At 71.4% G+C, this 20947-nt stretch carries 21 protein-coding genes; 12 read left to right on the forward strand and 9 right to left on the reverse strand.

Annotation, left to right across the window (positions count from 1 at the left end; translation table 11 throughout):
* Positions 1 to 26 precede the first annotated feature (26 nt).
* Positions 27 to 1070 carry a zinc-dependent alcohol dehydrogenase family protein gene (locus tag OG780_RS31690; RefSeq protein WP_328453940.1) on the forward strand — a complete coding sequence of 348 codons (1044 nt, stop codon included), beginning with the start codon at positions 27 to 29 and terminating at the stop codon, positions 1068 to 1070.
* 53 nt (positions 1071 to 1123) lie between these two features.
* Here the strand turns inward: OG780_RS31690 and OG780_RS31695 are convergent, their stop codons facing one another.
* Both OG780_RS31695 and OG780_RS31700 read right to left on the reverse strand, forming a co-directional pair.
* A complete protein-coding gene (locus tag OG780_RS31695) occupies positions 1124 to 2545 on the reverse strand; it encodes a CoA transferase (protein WP_328453943.1) in 1422 nt (473 codons plus the stop codon).
* Positions 2546 to 2652: 107 nt separating this feature from the next.
* Positions 2653 to 4179: a S8 family serine peptidase gene (locus tag OG780_RS31700; RefSeq protein WP_328453945.1), complete on the reverse strand. Its 1527-nt coding sequence runs from the start codon at positions 4177 to 4179 to the stop codon at positions 2653 to 2655.
* 375 nt (positions 4180 to 4554) lie between these two features.
* Between OG780_RS31700 and OG780_RS31705 the strand changes: the two genes are divergently transcribed.
* The 3 genes from OG780_RS31705 to moaA all read left to right on the forward strand — a co-directional run bounded on the left by OG780_RS31705 (position 4555) and on the right by moaA (position 7717).
* Complete coding sequence (locus OG780_RS31705; RefSeq protein WP_328453946.1) at positions 4555 to 4911, forward strand: DUF485 domain-containing protein; 357 nt, start codon at positions 4555 to 4557, stop codon at positions 4909 to 4911.
* Positions 4908 to 6545 (forward strand): solute symporter family protein, encoded by a 1638-nt coding sequence (locus OG780_RS31710; protein WP_328453948.1) that lies wholly within the window; start codon positions 4908 to 4910, stop codon positions 6543 to 6545. Before OG780_RS31705 ends, OG780_RS31710 begins: the two co-directional genes overlap by 4 nt.
* 182 nt (positions 6546 to 6727) lie before the next feature.
* Positions 6728 to 7717 carry a GTP 3',8-cyclase MoaA gene (gene moaA / locus OG780_RS31715; RefSeq protein ID WP_328453950.1) on the forward strand — a complete coding sequence of 330 codons (990 nt, stop codon included), beginning with the start codon at positions 6728 to 6730 and terminating at the stop codon, positions 7715 to 7717.
* Between the two features lie 9 nt (positions 7718 to 7726).
* On the opposite strand, the gene OG780_RS31720 is transcribed toward moaA, so the two are convergent.
* On the reverse strand, positions 7727 to 7981 hold the full coding sequence (locus OG780_RS31720; RefSeq protein ID WP_328453952.1) for a hypothetical protein: 255 nt from the start codon (positions 7979 to 7981) through the stop codon (positions 7727 to 7729).
* 338 nt (positions 7982 to 8319) lie between these two features.
* Complete coding sequence (locus OG780_RS31725) at positions 8320 to 8706, reverse strand: DUF3099 domain-containing protein (protein ID WP_328458535.1); 387 nt, start codon at positions 8704 to 8706, stop codon at positions 8320 to 8322.
* A gap of 253 nt (positions 8707 to 8959) precedes the next feature.
* On the opposite strand from OG780_RS31725, the gene OG780_RS31730 reads away from it, so the two are divergent.
* Positions 8960 to 9235 (forward strand): GlsB/YeaQ/YmgE family stress response membrane protein, encoded by a 276-nt coding sequence (locus OG780_RS31730; protein ID WP_326788582.1) that lies wholly within the window; start codon positions 8960 to 8962, stop codon positions 9233 to 9235.
* A gap of 109 nt (positions 9236 to 9344) precedes the next feature.
* Here OG780_RS31730 and tyrS read toward each other — a convergent pair whose 3' ends face one another.
* The 3 genes from tyrS to OG780_RS31745 all read right to left on the reverse strand — a co-directional run bounded on the left by tyrS (position 9345) and on the right by OG780_RS31745 (position 13658).
* A complete protein-coding gene (gene tyrS, locus OG780_RS31735) occupies positions 9345 to 10613 on the reverse strand; it encodes a tyrosine--tRNA ligase (RefSeq protein ID WP_328453955.1) in 1269 nt (422 codons plus the stop codon).
* A gap of 44 nt (positions 10614 to 10657) precedes the next feature.
* Complete coding sequence (locus tag OG780_RS31740) at positions 10658 to 12052, reverse strand: metallopeptidase TldD-related protein (RefSeq protein ID WP_328453957.1); 1395 nt, start codon at positions 12050 to 12052, stop codon at positions 10658 to 10660.
* Between the two features lie 82 nt (positions 12053 to 12134).
* Positions 12135 to 13658, reverse strand: a complete 1524-nt coding sequence (locus tag OG780_RS31745; RefSeq protein WP_328453959.1) for a TldD/PmbA family protein — start codon at positions 13656 to 13658, stop codon at positions 12135 to 12137.
* A gap of 270 nt (positions 13659 to 13928) precedes the next feature.
* Here OG780_RS31745 and fabG point away from each other — a divergent pair, with 270 nt between their 5' ends.
* The 3 genes from fabG (at position 13929) to OG780_RS31760 (ending at position 15951) form a co-directional block, all read left to right on the forward strand.
* The gene (gene fabG / locus OG780_RS31750; RefSeq protein ID WP_328453961.1) at positions 13929 to 14633 is read left to right on the forward strand and encodes a 3-oxoacyl-[acyl-carrier-protein] reductase; all 705 of its coding nucleotides are present in this window, start codon (positions 13929 to 13931) and stop codon (positions 14631 to 14633) included.
* Positions 14634 to 14638: 5 nt separating this feature from the next.
* On the forward strand, positions 14639 to 15406 hold the full coding sequence (fabI, locus tag OG780_RS31755; RefSeq protein WP_328453963.1) for an enoyl-ACP reductase FabI: 768 nt from the start codon (positions 14639 to 14641) through the stop codon (positions 15404 to 15406).
* Positions 15407 to 15564: 158 nt separating this feature from the next.
* Positions 15565 to 15951, forward strand: a complete 387-nt coding sequence (locus tag OG780_RS31760; protein ID WP_328453965.1) for a hypothetical protein — start codon at positions 15565 to 15567, stop codon at positions 15949 to 15951.
* Between the two features lie 95 nt (positions 15952 to 16046).
* Here the strand turns inward: OG780_RS31760 and OG780_RS31765 are convergent, their stop codons facing one another.
* On the reverse strand, positions 16047 to 16733 hold the full coding sequence (locus tag OG780_RS31765) for a FadR/GntR family transcriptional regulator (RefSeq protein ID WP_328453967.1): 687 nt from the start codon (positions 16731 to 16733) through the stop codon (positions 16047 to 16049).
* A 111-nt stretch (positions 16734 to 16844) separates the two neighbouring features.
* On the opposite strand from OG780_RS31765, the gene OG780_RS31770 reads away from it, so the two are divergent.
* From OG780_RS31770 to OG780_RS31785, 4 genes are all read left to right on the forward strand, one after another.
* Positions 16845 to 18230, forward strand: a complete 1386-nt coding sequence (locus tag OG780_RS31770) for a CynX/NimT family MFS transporter (RefSeq protein ID WP_328453969.1) — start codon at positions 16845 to 16847, stop codon at positions 18228 to 18230.
* A gap of 119 nt (positions 18231 to 18349) precedes the next feature.
* Positions 18350 to 18466: an SGM_5486 family transporter-associated protein gene (locus tag OG780_RS31775; protein ID WP_326788600.1), complete on the forward strand. Its 117-nt coding sequence runs from the start codon at positions 18350 to 18352 to the stop codon at positions 18464 to 18466.
* Positions 18467 to 18748: 282 nt separating this feature from the next.
* The gene (locus OG780_RS31780; RefSeq protein WP_328453972.1) at positions 18749 to 18964 is read left to right on the forward strand and encodes a hypothetical protein; all 216 of its coding nucleotides are present in this window, start codon (positions 18749 to 18751) and stop codon (positions 18962 to 18964) included.
* Between the two features lie 165 nt (positions 18965 to 19129).
* Complete coding sequence (locus OG780_RS31785) at positions 19130 to 19648, forward strand: SixA phosphatase family protein (protein WP_328453974.1); 519 nt, start codon at positions 19130 to 19132, stop codon at positions 19646 to 19648.
* A gap of 73 nt (positions 19649 to 19721) precedes the next feature.
* Here the strand turns inward: OG780_RS31785 and serB are convergent, their stop codons facing one another.
* Positions 19722 to 20939, reverse strand: coding sequence for a phosphoserine phosphatase SerB (serB, locus tag OG780_RS31790; RefSeq protein ID WP_328453976.1), 1218 nt, complete (start codon positions 20937 to 20939; stop codon positions 19722 to 19724).
* Between the last annotated feature and the right edge of the window lie 8 nt (positions 20940 to 20947).

The raw sequence follows: 20947 nt of genomic DNA on the forward strand, positions 1-20947 counted from the left end.
GCTCCGCAACGAGAAGGATCCTCGCCATGCGCGCCACCACCATCCACGCCCCGTACGACATGCGTGTGGAGGAGGTGCCGGAGCCCATGGTGCAGTTGCCCACCGACGCGATCGTGCGGGTGCTGCGTTCCTGCATCTGCGGCAGCGACCTGTGGGCGTACCGCGGCGAGGCGGCCCGGCAGCCGGGCCAGCGGATCGGGCACGAGTTCCTCGGCGTCGTCGAGGAGACGGGCTCCGAGGTGACCGGCGTCCGGCGCGGCGACCTGGTCGTCGCCCCGTTCATGTGGTCCGACGGCGTGTGCGACTACTGCCGGGACGGACTCACCACCTCGTGCGTGCACGGCGGCTTCTGGGGTTCCGTCGGCTACGACGGCGGCCAGGGCGAGGCTGTGCGCGTCCCCTTCGCCGACGGCACCCTCGTACAGCTCCCCAAGGAGGCGGCCTCCGACGACCACCTGCTGACCGCGCTGCTGACGCTCTCCGACGTCCTCGGCACCGGTCACCACGCGGCCCTCGGCGCCGGTGTCCGCAAGGGCTCGACCGTCGCCGTCGTGGGCGACGGGGCCGTCGGACTGTGCGCCGTGCTCGCGGCCAAGCGGCTCGGCGCGGAGCGGATCATCGCGCTCGGCCGTCACCAGGTCCGCACCGACATCGCGCGCCGCTTCGGCGCCACGGACGTCGTCGCCGAGCGCGGCGAAGCGGCCGTCGCGGCCGTCCGCGAACTGACCCGGGGCCAGGGCGCGATGTGCGTCGTCGAGGCGGTCGGCACCGAGCAGTCCATGAGCACGGCGGTGAACATCACCCGCGACGGCGGCGCCATCGGCTTCGTCGGAGTGCCCCACGGCAGCGGTACGGGCCTCGACCTGGGCGTCATGTTCGACCGGAACATCGCCCTGCGCGGCGGGGTCGCCCCGGTGCGCGCGTACATCCCCGAGCTGCTGCCCGACGTCCTCGACGGCACCATCGACCCCTCGCCGGTCTTCGACATGACCGTCGGCCTGGACCGCGTGCCCGAGGGCTACAAGGCGATGGACGAACGGACCGCCCTGAAGGTTCTCGTCACGGCCTGACCCGCACGGGAACGCAGACGCCGGGCGGGTGCTCCGCCCGGCGCCGCGGTCTCTCAGGTCCAGCGGGCCGTGTCCGTCCCCCAGCGGCCCGGGGGACGTGACCAGTCGGTGGGCCCGCCCGCGAAGGAGACCGGGGGCAGGGCATGTCCGAGGAGGCCGACGGGGCCGGCCCGCTCCGACAGCCAGGCGTCGGGACGGTCGTACGGTTCCGCCACCGAGAGGTCCGCCGGCGCGCCGGGGCCCTCCTCCCGCCCGATCCCGTCCGTCAGCCACATCGCCGTGCGCGCCAGCGCCAGTCGTACGACGCACCCGTGACCCCGCTCCGCCCGCTCGGTCAGCGCGCGCAGGACGGCCGCCGCCAGCAGATACCCGGTGCCGTGGTCGAGGGCCTGCGCCGGCAGCGCGCCCGGCCGCTCCGGCGACCCCTCGGTCACCGCGATCCCGGTGGCCACCTGCACCAGGCTGTCGAATCCCCGCCGTCCGCCCCAGGGCCCGTACGCCCCCCACGCCGACACCTGAGCCACCACCAGGCCCGGGTCGCGCTCGGCCAGCGCCTCGGGGGAGAGACCGAAGCGGTCCAGCGCGCCGGGCCGGTACCCGGTGACGACCACGTCCGCCGACGCCAGCAGCTCATCGAGGGCGCGGCGGTCGGCCGTCAGGTCCAGCAGCGTCGAGCGCTTGCCGAAGCCCGTGTCCGCGTGCGCGTCCGGGTCCTCGGGCAGCCGCGGCGCGTCCACGCGCAGCACGTCGGCGCCCAGCAGGGCCAGGGTGCGGGTGGCGACCGGGCCCGCGATGACCCGGGTCAGATCCAGGACGCGCACCCCGGCGGCGGGCAGCAGCGGGCCGCCGCCGGACAGCGGGGCGAGGACCCGCTGCCGTGCGGCGGCCGTCCCGTCCCGTCCGGCCGTCCCGCCTCGCTCGATCAGCGGCCGCCGGGCCAGGGCGAGGCCCTGATCGTGTGCCGCCCACTCCTCCGGCGTGCGCAGCGCGACGGCGAGCCCGCCGGCGTCGTACACGCTCTCCTCGATCTCCCGCGCGGACCGCCCGGCGAGCAGCGCGGCCACGTCCTCGGCGCTCGCGTCGTCCGGCGCGCCCAGCGCGTCCAGCAGCCTGGCCCGGTGATGCGGATAGTTCGCGTGCGTCCGCACCCAGCCGTCCGCCGTCCGCCAGAACCGGGACAGCGGGGCGAAGTTCACGAGTGCGCGCCCGTCGATCCGCAGATGCCGCTCGCTGACGAAGGCCGTGGCGACGGCGCCGTCGTCCACGCTCACCCGCGGCATCCGCGCGAGCCCGGCCCGCCGGGCCCCCAGCTCGGCGGCCGCCAGCGCGCAGGCGCCCACGCAGGCGCGCGCCAACTCTCGTACGGGCAGGGCGGCTTCCAGCGCCCCCGCCCGCACCACGGTCGAAACCCCGGGGAGCAGTGCCGGGTCTCCGCCCAGCTCTTCCCACACAGCGGCCATCGGTGCATGCGTCATACCGGCACTATGCAGCGTGGACGCGATCAACACGGGAGGCGGCCCCGACGGCGCGGCCCCGGCCGCCGCAAGGGCGGGGCCGGGGCCGCGAAGGGTTTCGGCAGGCGCTACTTGACCGCCCGCAGGGCGTTGACGATCCCGGCTCCGTAGAAGCCGTTCACGTGCTTGCCGCCCACGCAGGTCGCGTCGACGACGCCGTCGCCGTTCCCGTCGTACGGCTCGGCCGGGCAACCCGGGTTGTCCGCCTGGACCTTGAGGAGGAGCTGGAGCTGAGCGGGCGTGGCCCAGGGGTACTTGGACTTCAGGAGCGCGGCCACGCCGGCGACGTGCGGAGTCGCCATCGAGGTGCCCTGGAGGTAGGCGTACTGGTTGTTCGGCATCGTGGACAGGATGCGGCCGTTCTGCGACGGAGTGTCCGGGATCTGGTACCGGTCGCCGCCGGGTGCCGCGACGTCGATGACGCCGTCGCCGTAGCTGGAGAAGTACGACTTGGCGCCCTTGACGCCGGTCGAGGAGACCGTGACGACACCGGGCAACTGGGTCGGGATGTCGAAGCACTTGTGCGGGTCGACCGTGCGTGTCGTGGCGGTCGAGTCGTCGGGGCTGGACGCGTCGGTGAGCGCGTCCGAGTCGAGGTCGTCGTTGGAGTTGCCCGCCGCGGCGACGTTCAGCGTGCCCTTCCTCTGCGCGTACAGCTGGGCGCGGTTGACGGCGTCGACGATGGCCTTCTGGTCGGGGTCGTCGAGGCAGTTGTACAGCCACGGGTCCACGTAGTAGCTGTTGTTGGTGATCTCGACGCCGTGGTCGGCGGCGAACACGAAGGCGCACACGACGCTCTCCGGGAAGAACAGCTGGGTGGAGTCGGGCTCGGCGACGGTGATGCCGGAGACCTTCACGCCCGGCGCGACACCCGCGACGCCCACGCCGTTGCGGGCCGCCGCGATCTCTCCCGCGACATGCGTGCCGTGATAGTGGTCGGCGTCCGCCGGGCGCCAGGAACCGTACGTCGTGTCCGGCTTGCCGCCCACGCAGTTCGCGGACTGCGAGGCGGAGAAGTTCGGCGCGATGTCGGGGTGCGTGTCGTCGACGCCGACGTCGATCACCGCGACGGTCACCTTCTTGCTGCCCGGGTTGATCGTGGCCGCCTTGTCGGCGCCTATCGCGCGCAGATCCCACTGGTCGGCCTCGAGGGGCTCCTGGCCCGCGTCGGCGCTCTTCGTGACCTTGGCGGCCTCGGCGGCGGACAGCACCTGGGCCGCGCCCTCGTCCGTCGTGCCCGCGGCCTTCAGCGGCGAGGTGCGGGTGGCACCCGCCGACTGCACTCCGCGTACCGTCCGGATCTGCCGGCCGAAGTCCGGGTTCGCGGAGTGGACGACGATCACACCGATCTGCTCGTACGCGATGACGACACTGCCGCCGGCCGCGCCGATCGCCCGCTTCACCGACTCGATCGTGCGGTGGTCCGTCGTCGTGTTGACCACGTACGAGAGGTTCGGCCCGTCCGCGGTCGTCGCGGCGGACGGGCTGAGAGGTGTGGCCGACGCGACGCCCGGCAGGAAGCCGAGCGAGGCGGTGAGCGACAGAACGACCGGCACGGCGAGTGCGAGACGGTGTCGGGAACGCAGATGAGCCATGGGATCTCCACATCATCCGGAGAACGGAGCTGCCCGAACACGGATGGTGCTCGGGCAGGTACATGACGGAACAGTGCAGGCCGAAGCTATCCCCCCGCCGACCGGGCCAGCAATGACTTGCGGCGACGACTTCGGAAAGAAGCGGGGCGAGTTGAACCGGTCCACGCGTGGCGCCGTGACCTTGGGCAGGGAGCCCGTGGACGATCGAGCCCCCCGTTCGGATCACGGAACGGATGCATGGGGTAGCAGTCCGTCACATGACGTACGCCGATGTGAGGTCGAAGTCCCATGTCACTGCCCGAGCCGTCCCCGTCCGCGGGCCCCGACCTGCCCCCGTCCACCGTCGCAACCGCACCCGCAACGCGAGGAGACACCGTGGCCACCGACGCACCACCACCCGCGCGGGCCGGAGCCCAGCTCCCGTCCACAGAACAGTTCGTCGAGATGCAGGAGAGCGCCGAATTCGGTGAACTCCGCAGCTCCCACCGATCCTTCGCCTTCCCGCTGACCGTCGGATTCATCCTCTGGTACCTGCTGTACGTGCTGCTCTCGAACTACGCGGGCGACTTCATGGGCACCAAGCTGTTCGGCAACGTCAACGTCGCCCTGGTGCTCGGCCTCGCCCAGTTCCTCACCACGTTCCTCATCGCCTGGTGGTACTCCCGGCACGCGGCCACTCAACTGGACCCCAAGGCCGACGCCATCAAGTCCCGGATGGAGGGCGGCGCATGAGCCCCGTACAGACCACCGCGCACACGACCGTGCTGGCCGCGGGCGAGGCGAGCGAGCACCGCCCGCTGATCATCACCCTGTTCGCGGTGTTCGTCGCCGCGACCCTCGTCATCACCGTCTGGGCCGGCCGCCAGACCAAGGACGCCGCCGACTTCTACGCGGGCGGACGCCAGTTCACCGGTTTCCAGAACGGACTCGCCGTCTCCGGCGACTACATGTCCGCCGCGTCCTTCCTCGGCATCGCCGGCGCGATCGCCCTCTTCGGCTACGACGGCTTCCTCTACTCCATCGGCTTCCTGGTCGCCTGGCTGGTCGCCCTGCTCCTGGTCGCCGAACCCCTGCGCAACTCCGGCCGGTACACGATGGGCGACGTCCTCGCCTACCGCATGCGCCAGCGCCCCGTCCGTACGGCCGCCGGTACCTCCACCATCGTCGTCTCGATCTTCTACCTGCTGGCCCAGATGGCCGGCGCGGGCGTCCTCGTCTCGCTGCTCCTCGGCATCACCAGCGACGGCGGCAAGATCGGCATCGTCGCGCTCGTCGGCGTCCTGATGATCGTGTACGTCACCATCGGCGGCATGAAGGGCACCACCTGGGTGCAGATGGTCAAGGCGGTCCTGCTCATCGCCGGCGCCGTGCTGCTCACCTTCCTGGTGCTGCTGAAGTTCCACTTCAACATCTCCGACCTGCTCGGCAGCGCCGCCGAGAACAGCGGCAAGGGAACGCCCTTCCTGGAACCCGGGCTCAAGTACGGCGCCACCTCCACCACGAAACTGGACTTCATCTCCCTCGGCATGGCGCTGGTTCTCGGCACCGCGGGCCTGCCGCACATCCTGATCCGTTTCTACACCGTGCCCACCGCCAAGACCGCGCGGAAGTCCGTCAACTGGGCGATCGGCCTCATCGGCGCCTTCTACCTGATGACCCTCGCCCTGGGCTTCGGCGCCGCCGCGCTGATCAAGCCGGACGAGATCATCGCCTCCAACAAGGCGGGCAACACGGCGGCACCCCTGCTCGCCCTGCACCTCGGCGGCGTGGACTCCAGCTGGGGCGCGATCCTGCTCGCCACCATCTCCGCCGTCGCCTTCGCCACGATCCTCGCGGTCGTCGCGGGACTGACGCTCGCCTCGTCCTCCTCCTTCGCGCACGACATCTACGCGAACGTGATCAAGAAGGGGCAGGCGTCGGAGAAGGAGGAGATGAGGGCCGCCCGGTACGCGACGGTCGGCATCGGCGCCGTGTCCATCCTGCTCGGCGCCCTCGCCCGCGACCTCAACGTCGCCGGCCTGGTCGCCCTCGCCTTCGCGGTCGCGGCCTCCGCCAACCTGCCGACGATCCTCTACAGCCTCTTCTGGAAGAGGTTCACCACGTCGGGCGCGCTCTGGTCGATCTACGGCGGCCTGGTCACCGCGGTCGGCCTGGTGCTGTTCTCCCCGGTCGTCTCGGGCAAGCCCACCTCGATGTTCCCGGACGTCGACTTCCACTGGTTCCCGCTGGAGAACCCGGGCCTCATCTCCATCCCGGTCGGCTTCCTGCTGGGCTGGCTGGGGACCACCCTGTCCAAGGAGGAGCCGGACGCCGGAAAGTACGCCGAGCTGGAGGTCCGCGCCCTCACCGGCACCGGAGCGCACTAGCCACCGCTCGGACACCGGCATCGCACGGGCCCGTCGTAGGCCACCGGTGGATCACCACTGGTAGGTCCCTACGACGGGCCCGCGCCGCGTCTCGTGGGATCGGGCCGCTGTCGTCGTCAGTCCCGTCACGTAGGCTCACAGGTGTCCGGGAAATGTGTTCGGCGTCGAGGGAGGGGGCCCACGTGCTCATCGACACCTACGGCCGGGTGGCCACCGACCTGCGTGTCTCGCTGACGGACCGGTGCAACCTCCGCTGCACGTACTGCATGCCCGAAGAGGGCCTGCAGTGGCTCGCCAAGCCCGACCTGCTCACCGACGACGAGATCGTCCGCCTGATAGAGATCGCGGTCACCCGCCTCGGCATCGAAGAGGTCCGTTTCACCGGAGGCGAGCCCCTGCTGCGCCCCGGCCTCGTCGGCATCGTCGAGCGGGCCGCGGCTCTCGCCCCCCGCCCCCAGATGTCCCTCACGACCAACGGCATCGGCCTCAAGCGCACCGCGGCCGCCCTGAAAGCCGCGGGCCTGGACCGGGTGAACGTCTCGCTGGACACCCTGCGCCCCGACGTCTTCAAGACCCTCACCCGCCGTGACCGCCACAAAGACGTCGTCGAGGGCCTCGAAGCCGCCCGTGACGCCGGCCTGACCCCCGTCAAGGTCAACTCGGTCCTCATGCCGGGCCTGAACGCCGACGAAGCCCCGGACCTGCTGGCCTGGGCCGTGGAGCACGACTACGAACTCCGCTTCATCGAGCAGATGCCCCTGGACGCCCAGCACGGCTGGAAGCGCGACGGCATGGTCACCGCCGGGGACATCCTGGCCTCGCTGCGCACCCGCTTCGAGCTCACCGAGGAAGGCGCCGGCGAGCGGGGTTCCGCACCCGCCGAGCGCTGGATCGTCGACGGCGGCCCGCACCGCGTCGGCGTGATCGCCTCGGTCACCCGCCCGTTCTGCTCGGCCTGCGACCGCACCCGCCTCACCGCCGACGGACAGGTGCGCACCTGTCTCTTCGCGACCGAGGAGACCGATCTGCGCGCCGCGCTGCGCTCGGGCGCCCCCGACGAGGAGATCGCCCGCATCTGGCGCGCCGCGATGTGGGGCAAGAAGGCGGGGGCGGGCCTGGACGACCCGTCGTTCATACAGCCCGACCGCCCGATGTCGGCGATCGGCGGCTGACGGCAGCGGCTATTCCTCCCCGCGCTCCGCGGGCCGGGAAGCCTCCCACTCGTCAAGGGGCACGACGTCCTTCAGGAACCCGCGCAGCCCGAGAAACGACGACAGGTGCTCGCGGTGCTCCTCGCACGCCAGCCAGGTCTTGCGGCGCTCGGGCGTGTGCAGCTTCGGGTTGTTCCAGGCGATCACCCACACGGCATCCGCACGGCAGGCCTTGGCCGAGCAGACGGGGGAGGCGGGGTCGGAGCCGGGGGCGTTCGAGATCACCCTGCCGACCCTAGCCGAGGCCTGGCGGCACGCGCCGCGCGCGGTGGGCGGACGGTCCGCGAGCGGGGGCTCCGAGGGCTGACAAAGGCGACGCCGAGCAGCCACGGGGGGAGCTGCCCGGCGTCGGTCCGTCGCTCCGACGGGGGATGCGGAGCGCGTACGAAGTATGTCACGGGTGACCCGCCGCCCGGCACTGGAACAACATGATTGATCTGAGCTTTTCTTGAGCTTGCCCGCAGGCGGATATTCCGTTTTCGGCGAATGCGTCGACGTCCGTCCGGAGCTGAACCGGCTTTGTACCAGGGCGAGTTCACCCGCGGTTCGGCTCCGGTCCGGACTCAGCTCGGGTCGTGCGGATCGGTCCCCGAACGCGCCTCGGGACCGCTCGCGGCGTCCTCGGGGAACGGCTTCTCGGAGCCGTCCTGCCGGGGCGGCGCGATCATCGGACGCGGCGGCGCGGTGACGAACGTCGAGGGGAGCGAGGGCGCGTTCTCGCGTCCGGCGTTGGCGATGACCACCGCGACGTACGGGAGGAGAATTCCGAGGACCAGAGCGACCAGAGCGACGGGCCGCTCGACGTTCCACAGGACGGCCGCCAGGATCACCGACACCGTGCGGACGGACATCGAGATGACATAGCGGCGCTGCCGGCCGCGAACGTCGTCATCCAGGCTCTGTCTGGCTCCCGTGATCCGGAAGACCTGGACGTTGCTCTGCTTCCTGATCACACTCCACCACCTGCCTGTGTCGGACGCTCCCCGGTCCGTACCCGGCACGGACCCGTCGAGGAAGCGGGCCCGGACTGCTTCCACGGTACGCCGCGTATGCGCCGCCTTCGAGACCGGGGCATGTCCCGTCCGGGCGGACACGGTGCGCCGTAGCGCGTACGGCTCCGCCCGACATGCGCCGTATGGAGGACAGCCAGAGACTGGCGGTACCGCTCACGGGGAGCGGCGGGAGCGGTACGAGGAGGCGGACATGGGCTGGTTGTGGGCGATCATCGTCGGGTTCGTGCTGGGCCTGATCGCCAAGGCGATCATTCCGGGGAAGCAGCACAGCCCTCTCTGGCTGACCACCATCTTCGGCATCCTCGGAGCGATCGTCGGCAACGCGATCGCCCGGGGCATCGGCATCGCCGAGACCAGGGGCATCGACTGGGGACGGCACGCGCTGCAGCTTGCCGCCGCGATCGTGCTCGTCTTCCTCGGCGACATGCTCTACATGGCACTGCGGGGCGACAAGGTCAAGACCTGAGACGGCCACCGGCCGCCCGCCCGGCCCTCCCGGAAACGGCGCTACGACGAAGGGGCAGCTCCGACAGGAGCTGCCCCTTCGGCCGTGCCTACGGGTGACGCGGGAGGCCTCAGCCGCCCGTGACCTCGACCGCGGCCAGGCTCTTCTTGCCCCGGCGCAGCACGAGCCAGCGTCCGTGCAGCAGGTCCTCCGCGGCCGGCACCGCGTCCTCCGCGGCGACCTTCACGTTGTTCACGTACGCGCCGCCCTCCTTGACCGTGCGGCGCGCGGCGGACTTGCTGGCCACCAGGCCGACCTCCGCGAAGAGGTCCACCACGAGACCCGCCTCGGCGACCTGGATGTGCGGCACCTCGGACAGGGCCGCGGCGAGCGTCCGCTCGTCGAGGTCGGTCAGCTCGCCCTGTCCGAAGAGGGCCTTGGACGCGGCGATCACGGCGGCCGTCTGGTCGGCGCCGTGCACCAGCGTGGTCAGCTCCTCGGCCAGCGCGCGCTGGGCGGCACGGGCCTGCGGACGCTCCTCGGTCTGCTTCTCCAGCTCCTCCAGCTCCTCGGTGGACCTGAAGGACAGGATGCGCATGTACGTCGAGACGTCCCGGTCGTCCACGTTCAGCCAGAACTGGTAGAACGCGTACGGCGTCGTCATCTCGGGGTCGAGCCAGACGGCGCCGCCCTCGGTCTTGCCGAACTTGGTGCCGTCCGCCTTGACCATCAGCGGCGTCGCCAGCGCGTGCACCTGGGCCCCGGGCTCCAGACGGTGGATCAGGTCCAGGCCCGCCGTGAGGTTGCCCCACTGGTCGCTGCCGCCCTGCTGAAGGGTGCAGCCGTGGCGCCGGTACAGCTCCAGGAAGTCCATGCCCTGGAGCAGCTGGTAGCTGAACTCCGTGTAGCTGATGCCTTCCTCGGACTCCAGGCGACGGGCCACGGAGTCCTTGGTGAGCATCTTGTTGACGCGGAAGTGCTTGCCGATGTCCCGCAGGAACTCGATGGCCGACAGGCCGGCCGTCCAGTCGAGGTTGTTCACCATGACCGCGGCGTTCTCGCCCTCGAAGGACAGGAACGGCTCGATCTGCGAACGCAGGCGCGTCACCCAGTTCGCGACCGTCTCCGGGTCGTTCAGAGTGCGCTCGGCCGTCGGGCGGGGGTCACCGATCTGGCCCGTCGCCCCGCCCACCAGGGCGAGCGGCCGCAGCCCCGCCTGCTGGAGCCGGCGCATCGTGAGCACCTGCACCAGGTGACCGACGTGCAGGCTCGGCGCGGTCGGGTCGAAGCCGCAATAGAACGTGACGGGACCGTCCGCGAGCGCCTTGCGCAAAGCATCTTCGTCGGTGGACAGGGAGAACAGCCCCCGCCACTTCAGCTCGTCGACGATGTCCGTCACTGTTCTCGTATCTCCTTGAGTGGTCTCGTGAATCAGGTACGAGGTTATACGCCCTGGCTGACAGAGCTCATATTGAAGTCCGGCACCCGCAGGGCGGGCATCGCGGCCCTGGTGAACCAGTCGCTCCATTCACGGGGCAGCGTCTTCTCCGTCCGCCCCGCCTCCGTGGCCCGCCCCAGCAGGCCCACCGGCGACTCGTTGAACCGGAAGTTGTTCACCTCGCCGACGACCTCGCCGTTCTCGACGAGGTAGACGCCGTCCCGGGTCAGCCCGGTCAGCAGCAGGGTCGCCGGGTCGACCTCGCGGATGTACCAGAGGCAGGTCAGCAGCAGACCGCGCCCGGTCGCGGCGACCATCTCCTCCAGAGAGCGGTCCTCGCCGCCGTCCAGGACGAGGTTCCCGATCGCCGGCGTCACCGGCAGCCCGGTCAGGCCCGCGCTGTGCCGGGTGGTGGACAGATGCCGCAGCTCGCCCTCCCGGATCCAGTCGGTGGCCTTCAGCGGCAATCCGTTGTCGAACACGGAGGCGTCGTCGCCCGAGGAGTGCGCGAGGACGAAGGGGGCGGACTCCAGGCCCGGCTCGTTCGGGTCGCTGCGCAGTGTCAGCGGCAGTTCGCTGAGCCGCTCGCCGATCCGGGTGCCGCCCCCGGGCTTGCTGAAGACGGTCCGGCCCTCGGCGGCGTCCCGGGCGGCGGCCGACCACATCTGGTAGATCAGCAGGTCCGCGACCGCGGTCGGCGGCAGCAGGGTCTCGTAGCGCCCGGCGGGCAGCTCGACGCGCCGCTCGGCCCAGCCGAGCCGTACCGCCAGCTCCGCGTCCATCGTGGCCGGGTCGACGTCCTTGAAGTCCCGCGTCGAGCGTCCCGCCCAGGCCGAACGCGTACGGTCCGGGGACTTGGCGTTGACCTCCAGCGTGCCGTTCGGCTGGTCGTGCCGCAGCCGCAGGCCCGTCGACGTGCCGAGGTAGCTGGAGACGAGCTCGTGGTTGGCGAAGCCGTACAGCTCACGGCCGCCCGCACGCGCGCGTGCGAACGCCTCGCCGAGCGCCGGCGCGAAGTCGGCGAAGACGGTGGACGAGGTCTCGGCAGGCGCGTCCGTGAAGTCGGGGGACTCCGGTACGCCCGTCACCAGCGCCCGGCCGTCCTCGGCGGGCCCGGCGCCCCGCGCCGCCGCCTCGGCCGCCCGTACCAGGGGCTCCAGCTCGTCGGCGGTCACGGCCGAGCGCGAGACCACCCCGGACGAGGTGCCCTCACGGCCGTCGACGGTGGCGATCACGGTGAGCGTGCGGCCGCGGGTGACCCCGTTCGTGGTGAGCGCGTTGCCCGCCCAGCGGAGGTTGGCGGTGGACTGCTCGTCGGCGATCACCACACAGCCGTCGGCCCGGGACAGTTCGAGGGCGCGCTCGACGACCTCGTGCGGCTTGTTCGTACGGGCACTCATCGACCGGCCTCCGACGTGGTGTTGAGACTGTGCTGTCCCGGGGGGCGACCCCCGGACCCCCGGCCGTTCCCCTGCTGAACGCTCATCGACCGGCCTCCGACGTGGTGTTGAGGATGTTGACACCCTTGAAGAGGGCGGAAGGGCAGCCGTGCGACACCGCGGCGACCTGGCCGGGCTGGGCCTTGCCGCAGTTGAAGGCACCGCCGAGGACGTACGTCTGGGGGCCGCCCACCGCGGCCATCGAGCCCCAGAAGTCGGTGGTCGTCGCCTGGTACGCGACATCACGGAGCTGGCCCGTGATCCGGCCGTTCTCGATCCTGAAGAAGCGCTGGCCGGTGAACTGGAAGTTGTAGCGCTGCATGTCGATGGACCAGGACCGGTCGCCGACGACGTAGATGCCGCGGTCGACGCCCCCGATCAGGTCCTCGGTGGACAGCCCGCCGGGGTCCGGCCGCAGCGAGACGTTGGCCATCCGCTGCACCGGCACATGCCCGGGGGAGTCGGCGTACGCGCAGCCGTTGGAGCGCTCGAAGCCGGTCAGGCTCGCGGTCCGCCGGTCGAGCTGGTACCCGACGAGCGTGCCCTCCTTCACGAGGTCCCAGGACTGGCCCTCGACGCCCTCGTCGTCGTACCCGATGGTCGCGAGGCCGTGCTCGGCGGTGCGGTCACCGGTCACGTTCATCAGATCGGAGCCGTACCTGAGCTTGCCGAGCTGGTCGAAGGTGGCGAAGGACGTCCCGGCGTACGCGGCCTCGTAGCCGAGCGCGCGGTCCAGCTCGGTGGCGTGCCCGATGGACTCGTGGATGGTCAGCCACAGGTTGGACGGGTCGACGACGAGGTCGTACAGCCCCGCCTCGACGCTCGGCGCCCGCATCTTCTCCGCGAGCAGTACGGGAATCCGCTCCAGCTCGGAGTCCCAGTCCCAGCCGGTGCCCAGCAGGTACTCCCAGCCGCGCCCGGCCGGCGGCGCGATCGTCCGCATCGAGTCGAACTCGCCGCTGGACTCGTCGACGGCCACCGCGGTGAGCTGCGGGTGCAGCCGCACCCGCTGCTGCGTGGTCACGGTCCCGGCGGTGTCCGCGTAGAACTTGTTCTCGTGCACGGTCAGCAGGGACGTGTCGACGTGGTTGACGCCCTCGGCCGCCAGCAGCCGCGCGCTCCAGTCGGCCAGCAGCCCCGCCTTGTCCTCGTCCGGCACGGAGAAGGGGTCGATCTCGTACGACGAGACCCACGTCTTCTCGGCGTGCACCGGTTCCCGGGCCAGCTCCACCCGCTCGTCCGACCCGGCCGCCTTGATCACCTGGGCCGACAGCTTGGCCATCGCCACCGCCTGCGAGGCGACCTTCGCGGCCGCGTCCATCGTCAGGTCGACGCCCGACGCGAACCCCCAGGTCCCGCCGTGCACGACCCGTACGGCGTACCCCAGGTCCGTGGTGTCCGACGATCCGGCCGGCTTGGCGTCGCGCAGTCGCCAGGACGCGCTGCGCACCCGCTCGAACCGGAAGTCCGCGTGGTCGGCGCCCAGTGCCCGTGCCCGCGCGAGCGCGGCGTCGGCGAGTGCGCGCAGCGGTAGCGCCGTGAAGGCTTCGTCGATGGAATGAGGCACCGAGGTCTCCCTGCTGTCGTGGCCCGTCGGGTCCGATCATGTCGCGCGGGCGGGTCCGGCGGCCACGCCTTTGCCGCGGCCGGGCGCGTCTTTCGGCCGCGAGGCGTCCCTTTTCAGGCCGTGGAGCCCCGGCTTTCTGTAGGGATCCGACAGCAGTCACCCGAACCCACTGTCGGTGCCCGATTCTCTGGGAGGCCTGGCGGACCGATAGGTTTTCGGGGAAGGCGCCTGTATTGCAGGGTTTCAGTCCGCTAACGAAAGGGTGATCCGTTGAGCCGCTCGGTTCTCGTCACCGGAGGCAACCGGGGCATCGGCCTCGCCATCGCCCGCGCATTCGCCGACGCAGGCGACAAGGTCGCGATCACGTACCGCTCCGGTGAGCCGCCGACCGGCTTCCTGGCGGTCAAGTGCGACATCACCGACACCGAGCAGGTGGAGCAGGCCTACAAGGAGATCGAGGCCGAGCACGGCCCGGTCGAGGTCCTGGTCGCCAACGCCGGCGTCACCAAGGACCAGTTGCTGATGCGCATGTCCGAGGAGGACTTCACCTCGGTCATCGACACGAACCTCACGGGCACCTTCCGCGTGGTCAAGCGCGCCAACCGGGGCATGCTGCGGGCCAAGAAGGGCCGCGTCGTGCTGATCTCCTCGGTCGTCGGGCTGCTCGGTTCGGCGGGGCAGGCGAACTACGCCGCGTCCAAGGCCGCCCTTGTCGGCTTCGCGCGATCGCTCGCCCGCGAGCTCGGCTCGCGCAACATCACCTTCAACGTCGTCGCGCCCGGCTTCGTCGACACCGACATGACGCAGGCGCTCACCGAGGAGCAGCGCGGCAACATCGTGTCGCAGGTGCCGCTGGGCCGTTACGCGCAGCCCGAGGAGATCGCCGCGACGGTGCGGTTCCTCGCCTCGGACGACGCCTCGTACATCACTGGAGCCGTCATCCCGGTTGACGGCGGACTGGGAATGGGTCACTGATCACCATGAGCGGAATTCTTGAGGGCAAGCGCGTCCTGATCACCGGTGTGCTGATGGAGTCCTCCATCGCCTTCCACACCGCCAAGCTGGCCCAGGAGCAGGGTGCCGAGATCATCCTGACCGCGTTCCCGCGGCCCACGCTGACCGAGCGCATCGCCAGGAAGCTGCCGAAGCCCACCAAGGTCATCGAGCTCGACGTCACCAACGACGAGCACCTGGGGCGTCTCGCCGAGATCGTCGGCGAGGAGCTGGGCGGCCTCGACGGCGTCGTGCACTCCATCGGCTTCGCGCCGCAGGACGCCCTCGGCGGCAACTTCCTGAACACGCCGTTCGAGTCCGTCGCCACGGCCATGCACGTCTCGGCGTTCTCCCTGAAGTCGCTGACGATGGCCTGCCTGCCGCTGATGCAGAACGGCGGCTCCGTCGTCGGTCTCACCTTCGACGCGCAGTACGCGTGGCCGCAGTACGACTGGATGGGCCCGGCCAAGGCCGCCCTGGAGGCCACCAGCCGCTACATGGCGCGCGACCTGGGCAAGCAGAACATCCGCTGCAACCTCATCTCGGCGGGTCCGATCGGCTCCATGGCCGCCAAGTCCATCCCGGGCTTCGGCGAGCTCGCCTCGGTGTGGGACACCCGCGCGCCCCTGGAGTGGGACCTCAAGGACCCGGAGCCGGCCGGCAAGGGCGTCGTCGCCCTGCTGAGCGACTGGTTCCCGAAGACCACGGGCGAGATCATCCACGTGGACGGCGGTCTGCACGCCATCGGCGCGTAAACGCTTACGCCCGGTTCCGGCGCCCCGTTTCCCGCAGTGCGCGGGGAGCGGGGCGTCGCCCGTTCGGCCCAGTCGGCCGGGCGGGCGGGACCCCCCGACCGGCACTCTGGGAGAACGCACCGCCCGCCCCGCAGCCTTACGGCCGAGGAGGTCCCCTTGTGCGCCTGTCCCGCCGCTTCGTCCCGGTGTCCGCCGCTGTCGCCCTGGTGCTGGCCGTTCCGTACGACGCGATGTCCCACCCTCGCGCGGAGGGTGTGAACGAAGGGTCCCCACGGGCCGCCGGGAACGAGGGGGCGCGGCGGCCGGCCGTGCCCCAGCCGTTCGGCGCCGAGTGCCGGATCACCGTCACCGGCTCCCGTGCCGTCGCGTACTGCCACAACCCCTATGTGGGCACCGACCGCGTCGCTCTGCACGTCGAATGCGCCCGCTGGTGGGACATCGACAGCGACAGCGCCCCGGTCGAGGTCGGACCGGCGACGACCGTCCGGCTGACCGGCCGCTGCTGGAAGGAGATCCGCGCGGTCTGGATCACCCACGAGGACTGAGATCCGCCGGCCCCGGGCTTCCGTGCCCGCCCCGGGCCGGAGCTCCGTGTCCGTGCCTGCTCCCGGCGGGCCGGGCCGGAGCTCCGTGCCCGTGCCTACTCCCGGGCTCCCGGCGGGCCGGGCCGGCACTGGAAGGGATAACTCGCGGCCTCCGCGGCCGCCGCCTCCGCGTCGCCCGTCCTGATCGCGTCGACGAGCAGGGCATGGTCCATGTACGACTCCGGCGTCAGCTCCTTGCCGACGTCCACGCGCAGCCAGTCGCGCAGCACCTCGCCCAGGTCCGCGTGCATCGCCGTCATGACGTCGTTGTGGGACGCGGCCACCACCGCCAGGTGGAAGGTCGCGTCGGCGGCCACGAAGGCCTCCGCGTCGCCCGACTCCCAGGCCTCCTCACGGCGTACGAGGAGTGCCTCCAACTGCTTGAGATCCCGTTCCGTGCGCCGTTCGGCGGCCAGCCTCGCGGCACTGGACTCCAGCGTGGACCGCAGTTCGGCGATGTGCCGCGGATCGGCGTCCGCGAACCGGCGGTGCATCACGCCCGCAAGCTCGCTGGTCGCCACGACGTAGGTGCCCGATCCCTGCCGGATGTCCAGCAGCCCGTTGTGGGCGAGAGCCCGGACCGCCTCGCGCACGGTGTTGCGGGCGACGCCGAGCTGGTCGACGAGCTCCGGCTCGGTGGGGATACGGGAGCCCACCGGCCACTCGCCCGAGGTGATCTGGTTCCGCAGCTCGGCGATGACCTGCTCGGACAGGGCCGAACGGCGGGGATGGCTCAGCGGCATGACGGTCCTTCGTACGGGCCCGGGTGTGATCGTTCGCGCGGGGCCGGAGATTCCGGAGATTAACGCAGCGGGATTGGACAGCCAATCATCCCATGATTCTATGATGGCCTCATGGTCCCCGAGGAAACCCGCACGCCGGCACGGCCCCCCGCGATACGCCGCTCCACCGGCAGCACGGCACCCGCAACGCCCCTGCCGCGCGCGTGGACGACACGGCTCATGGTGGCCGGCATCGTCCTCGCCGCCCTCAACCTGCGCCCGGCCATCACGAGCCTCGGCGCCCTCCTCGAAGAGGTGCGCGACGACCTGGGCATGAGCGGCGGCGCCGCCGGACTGCTCACCTCCGTGCCGCCCCTGTGCTTCGCCGTCTTCGGCGTGACGGCACCGCGGCTCGCCCGCCGTTTCGGGCCCGCCGCCGTGGTCTGCGCGGGCATGGTCGCCATCACGACGGGCCTCGCCGTGCGTCCGTACATCGGGGGAACGGCCGGCTTCCTGGCCATGAGCGCGCTCGCGCTCATGGGCATCGCCGTCAGCAACGTCCTGATGCCGGTGATCGTCAAGCGCTGGTTCCCCGACAAGGTCGGCTCCATGACGGGCCTGTACTCGATGGCCCTGGCCCTGGGCACGTCCGCCGCCGCGGCGGCGACCGTCCCCGTGACCGACGCCCTCGGCGGCGACTGGCGCTCCGGCCTCGTGGTGTGGGCGGGCCTCGCGGCGGCGGCGGTCCTGCCGTGGGTGCTGCTGGTACGAGCGCGGGGCGCCGGTCCCGGCACCGGTGACCGTGAACCGGCCGCGTCCCGTACCGGTGACCGCACGCCCGCCGCTGCCGCAGCCACCCCCTCCGCCACCGGGGCCCGCGCAGGTGTCCCGGCGCCCGCTGCCGCCGTCGTCACCCGCCACGCGCCCGAGGGACTGCGCATCACCCGCAGCCGTACCGCCTGGGCCCTGGCCGTCTTCTTCGGCCTCCAGGCCACCGCCGCCTACATCACGATGGGCTGGATGGCCCAGATCTTCCGCGACGCGGGCGTCGCCGCAGGCACCGCGGGACTGCTCCTCGCCGTCACGATGGTGATGGGCGTGCCGCTGGCCTTCGTCATCCCGCGCCTCGCCACCCGCCTGCCCCGGCAGGGGCCCATCGTGGTCGTCCTCGGCCTCTGCGGACTCGCCGGATACGCGGGCCTCTACCTGGCCCCGGCGGCGGGCGCCTGGGCCTGGGCGCTGCTGCTCGGCGTCTCCAACTGCGCCTTCCCGCTGGCACTGACCATGGTCGGCATGCGCGCCCGCACCGGCGCCGGTGTCGCCGAACTGTCGGCGTTCGCCCAGAGCACCGGGTACCTGATCTCGATCCCGGGCCCGCTGCTCGTGGGCGTGCTCTACCAGCACAGCGGCGGCTGGGGCCTGCCGCTCGCGCTGATGGCCGGGCTGATGGTCCCGCAGATCGCCGTCGGCATTCTGGCGGGCCGCGACCGCACGGTGGAGGACGAGGCCGCCGGATGACCCCGGCTCCCGGAAGAGGTCCCGGCGGCGGTACGGCGGAGCCCGGAAATGGGCCCCGGCGGAGCTCGGAAGCGGGCCCCGGCGGCGGCACGGCGGACGAAGGGTGCGAGACTGGCCGCATGCCTGTGCTCGACCCGAACCCCCAGAACGGCCAGAAGAAGCTGCTGCTCGTGCTCGGCGCGATGCTGGCCATCACGGTGATCATCGGCATCATCGCGTCCGTCGCCTCCCCGTGACCGTCGCCTCCCCGTGACCGGCGGGGCCCCGGGCCCGGTGGTGTCGCGCCGACCGCCGTCGCACCGGTGCCGTGACGCCCCGCACGCCCCTCCGGCCCGCGCCGTCCGCGACATCGGCCGGCCCTCGCGCCCGGAGGTGGGGATAACCCCCCATCCCCTAGGGGGTGAGTGTCAGGGTCAAGTGGGTGGATCACCGGATGGGCCGAGGGCGGCGGATTCCGTAGCTTCGAATCGTGACCGCGAACCGCGGCCAGGGACCACTCGAAGACTCACGGAGGCGGCATGTCGGCCCCTACGCACACCCGCCCCCACCCGGCGACCACGGGCCGCGTGGACATCCGGCTGCCCTGGTGGGCCCTCGCCCTGCCCACGCTCGCCTTCGTCACCCTGCTGCTCATGATCCTCAACCCGGCGGACGCGCACGCCGCGACCGGCGACCCGGCGATCACCCATCTGTTCGAGCGCGTCCAGCAAGCGGTCCTGCACAACACCCCGTGAGCCGCGGACCCCGGGCCCGGCCGCCGCGCACCAGCGAGTTCCGGCCCGCCCCGGCCCCCCTCGAGGGGCATGCCATTCCCCCTGACGGAGCAGGGCGTCACCCTCCCCGGGGGACCGCATCAACTCCCTGCGCCCCATGGCATGTTTCGTGCGAAGCTGGGACGCATGAGCGTCGCAGAATCCCGCAGGATCGTCCTCTTCCGGCATGCGAAAGCCGACTGGCCGCAGATGTCCGACCATGAGCGGCCGCTCTCCGACCGGGGCCGCATGGACGCCGCCGTCGCCGGACGCAGGCTGGCCGACAGCGGCATCCCCCTGGACCTGGCCCTCTGCTCCACCGCGATCCGGACCCGCGAGACATGGAAGCACGCCGTCCAGGAGCTCCCGCACCGGCCGAAAACGGTCTACGAGGAGCGGATCTACGAAGCCTCGCCCGGCGAGCTGATCGCGGTGCTCAACGAAACCCCGGACGACGCCCAGAACGCGATCCTGATCGGCCACAACCCGGGCATGCACGGCCTCGCCGAGATCCTGGCGGGCCGGGCGGAGGGCGACACCCGCGCCCGGATGAACGCCCACGGCTTCCACACCGCCGCGTTCGCGGTCCTCGCCTTCGACGGCCCCTGGAAGTCCCTCGAACCCGGATCGGCCGCCCTGACCGACTACTGGGCCCCGACGGAGTGAACCCGCCCCGACGACGGACGGGGGCCCGGCACCGCCACGGTGCCGGGCCCCTGTCCGTCGTCGGGACCGTCACTCAGCCGGTGCTGTCGTCCTCGTGCATGTCGGCGGCCTCGACCTCTTCACGGGTGACGCCCAGCAGATACAGGACCGTGTCGAGGAACGGGAAGTTCACCGCGGTGTGCGCGGCCTGCCGTACGACCGGCTTCGCGTTGAACGCGACCCCGAGACCGGCGGCGTTGAGCATGTCGAGGTCGTTGGCGCCGTCGCCGATCGCCACGGTCTGGGCCAGCGGAACCCCGGCCTCGGCGGCGAACCGGCGCAGCAGTCGCGCCTTGCCCGCCCGGTCCACGATCTCGCCGGTGACCCGCCCGGTCAGCTTCCCGTCGACGATCTCCAGGGTGTTGGCCTGGGCGAAGTCGAGCCCGAGCCGCTCCTTCAGATCGTCGGTGACCTGGGTGAACCCGCCGGAGACGACGCCGACTTGGAAGCCGAGCCGCTTCAGCGTGCGAATCAGGGTCCGCGCGCCCGGCGTCAGCCGCACCTCCTCGCGCACCTTCTGCACCACCGACGCGTCGAGCCCCTCGAGGAGCGCCACGCGCGCGTGCAGGGACTGCTCGAAGTCCAGCTCACCGCGCATCGCGGCCGCCGTGACCTCGGCGACCTTCTCCTCGCACCCGGCGTGTGCCGCGAAGAGCTCGATCACCTCGTCCTGGATGAGCGTGGAGTCCACGTCCATCACGACGAGCCGCTGGGCCCGCCGGTGCAGGCCCGCCGCCATGACCGCGATGTCGACACCGAGTGCCGAGGCCTCGGTCACCAGCGCGGTGCGCAGCACCGCGGTCTCCGTACCGGACACCGCGAACTCGACCGCGGTCACCGGGTACTTGGCCAGCCGGAAGATACGGTCGATGTTGCCGCCGGTCTTCGTGATCCGCGCGGCGATGGCGGCCGTCGACTCCGCGGTGAGCGGATGTCCGAGCACCGTGACCAGCGAACGTCCCGAGCCGCGCGGGCGGTTGTCGCCGAGGCCGGAGATGATCTCCGCCTGCATCTTCATCGACTCCGCCCAGCTGTGGACGGTCGACCGGAGATCGCCTTCGAGGCTTGCGGGCGGCTCGGTCACGAGCGCGCACAGCACGATCCGGCCCCGGGTGACGACCTGCTCGATGTCGACCACGTCGACGGAGTAGGCGGCGAGGGTGTCGAAGAGTCCGGCGGTGATGCCCGGCCGGTCCTTGCCGAAGATCTTGACAAGAAGAGTGGGCACATCAGGGGTATGTGAAGCGCTCATGGTATTTC

It is taken from the genome of Streptomyces sp. NBC_00386, assembly GCF_036063235.1.
In the GTDB taxonomy this organism is placed as follows: Bacteria; Actinomycetota; Actinomycetes; order Streptomycetales; family Streptomycetaceae; genus Streptomyces.

Coding starts and splice junctions, on each gene's coding strand:
- OG780_RS31710 (WP_328453948.1), top strand. CDS start 4,908: ATGAGCCCCGTACAGACCACCGCGCACACGACCGTGCTGGCCGCGGGC.
- OG780_RS31780 (WP_328453972.1), top strand. CDS start 18,749: ATGTCGGCCCCTACGCACACCCGCCCCCACCCGGCGACCACGGGCCGC.
- OG780_RS31700 (WP_328453945.1), bottom strand. CDS start 4,179: ATGGCTCATCTGCGTTCCCGACACCGTCTCGCACTCGCCGTGCCGGTC.
- OG780_RS31740 (WP_328453957.1), bottom strand. CDS start 12,052: ATGAGTGCCCGTACGAACAAGCCGCACGAGGTCGTCGAGCGCGCCCTC.
- OG780_RS31695 (WP_328453943.1), bottom strand. CDS start 2,545: ATGACGCATGCACCGATGGCCGCTGTGTGGGAAGAGCTGGGCGGAGAC.
- OG780_RS31770 (WP_328453969.1), top strand. CDS start 16,845: ATGGTCCCCGAGGAAACCCGCACGCCGGCACGGCCCCCCGCGATACGC.
- OG780_RS31785 (WP_328453974.1), top strand. CDS start 19,130: ATGAGCGTCGCAGAATCCCGCAGGATCGTCCTCTTCCGGCATGCGAAA.
- OG780_RS31730 (WP_326788582.1), top strand. CDS start 8,960: ATGGGCTGGTTGTGGGCGATCATCGTCGGGTTCGTGCTGGGCCTGATC.
- fabI (WP_328453963.1), top strand. CDS start 14,639: ATGAGCGGAATTCTTGAGGGCAAGCGCGTCCTGATCACCGGTGTGCTG.
- serB (WP_328453976.1), bottom strand. CDS start 20,939: ATGAGCGCTTCACATACCCCTGATGTGCCCACTCTTCTTGTCAAGATC.
- OG780_RS31765 (WP_328453967.1), bottom strand. CDS start 16,733: ATGCCGCTGAGCCATCCCCGCCGTTCGGCCCTGTCCGAGCAGGTCATC.
- OG780_RS31775 (WP_326788600.1), top strand. CDS start 18,350: ATGCCTGTGCTCGACCCGAACCCCCAGAACGGCCAGAAGAAGCTGCTG.
- OG780_RS31690 (WP_328453940.1), top strand. CDS start 27: ATGCGCGCCACCACCATCCACGCCCCGTACGACATGCGTGTGGAGGAG.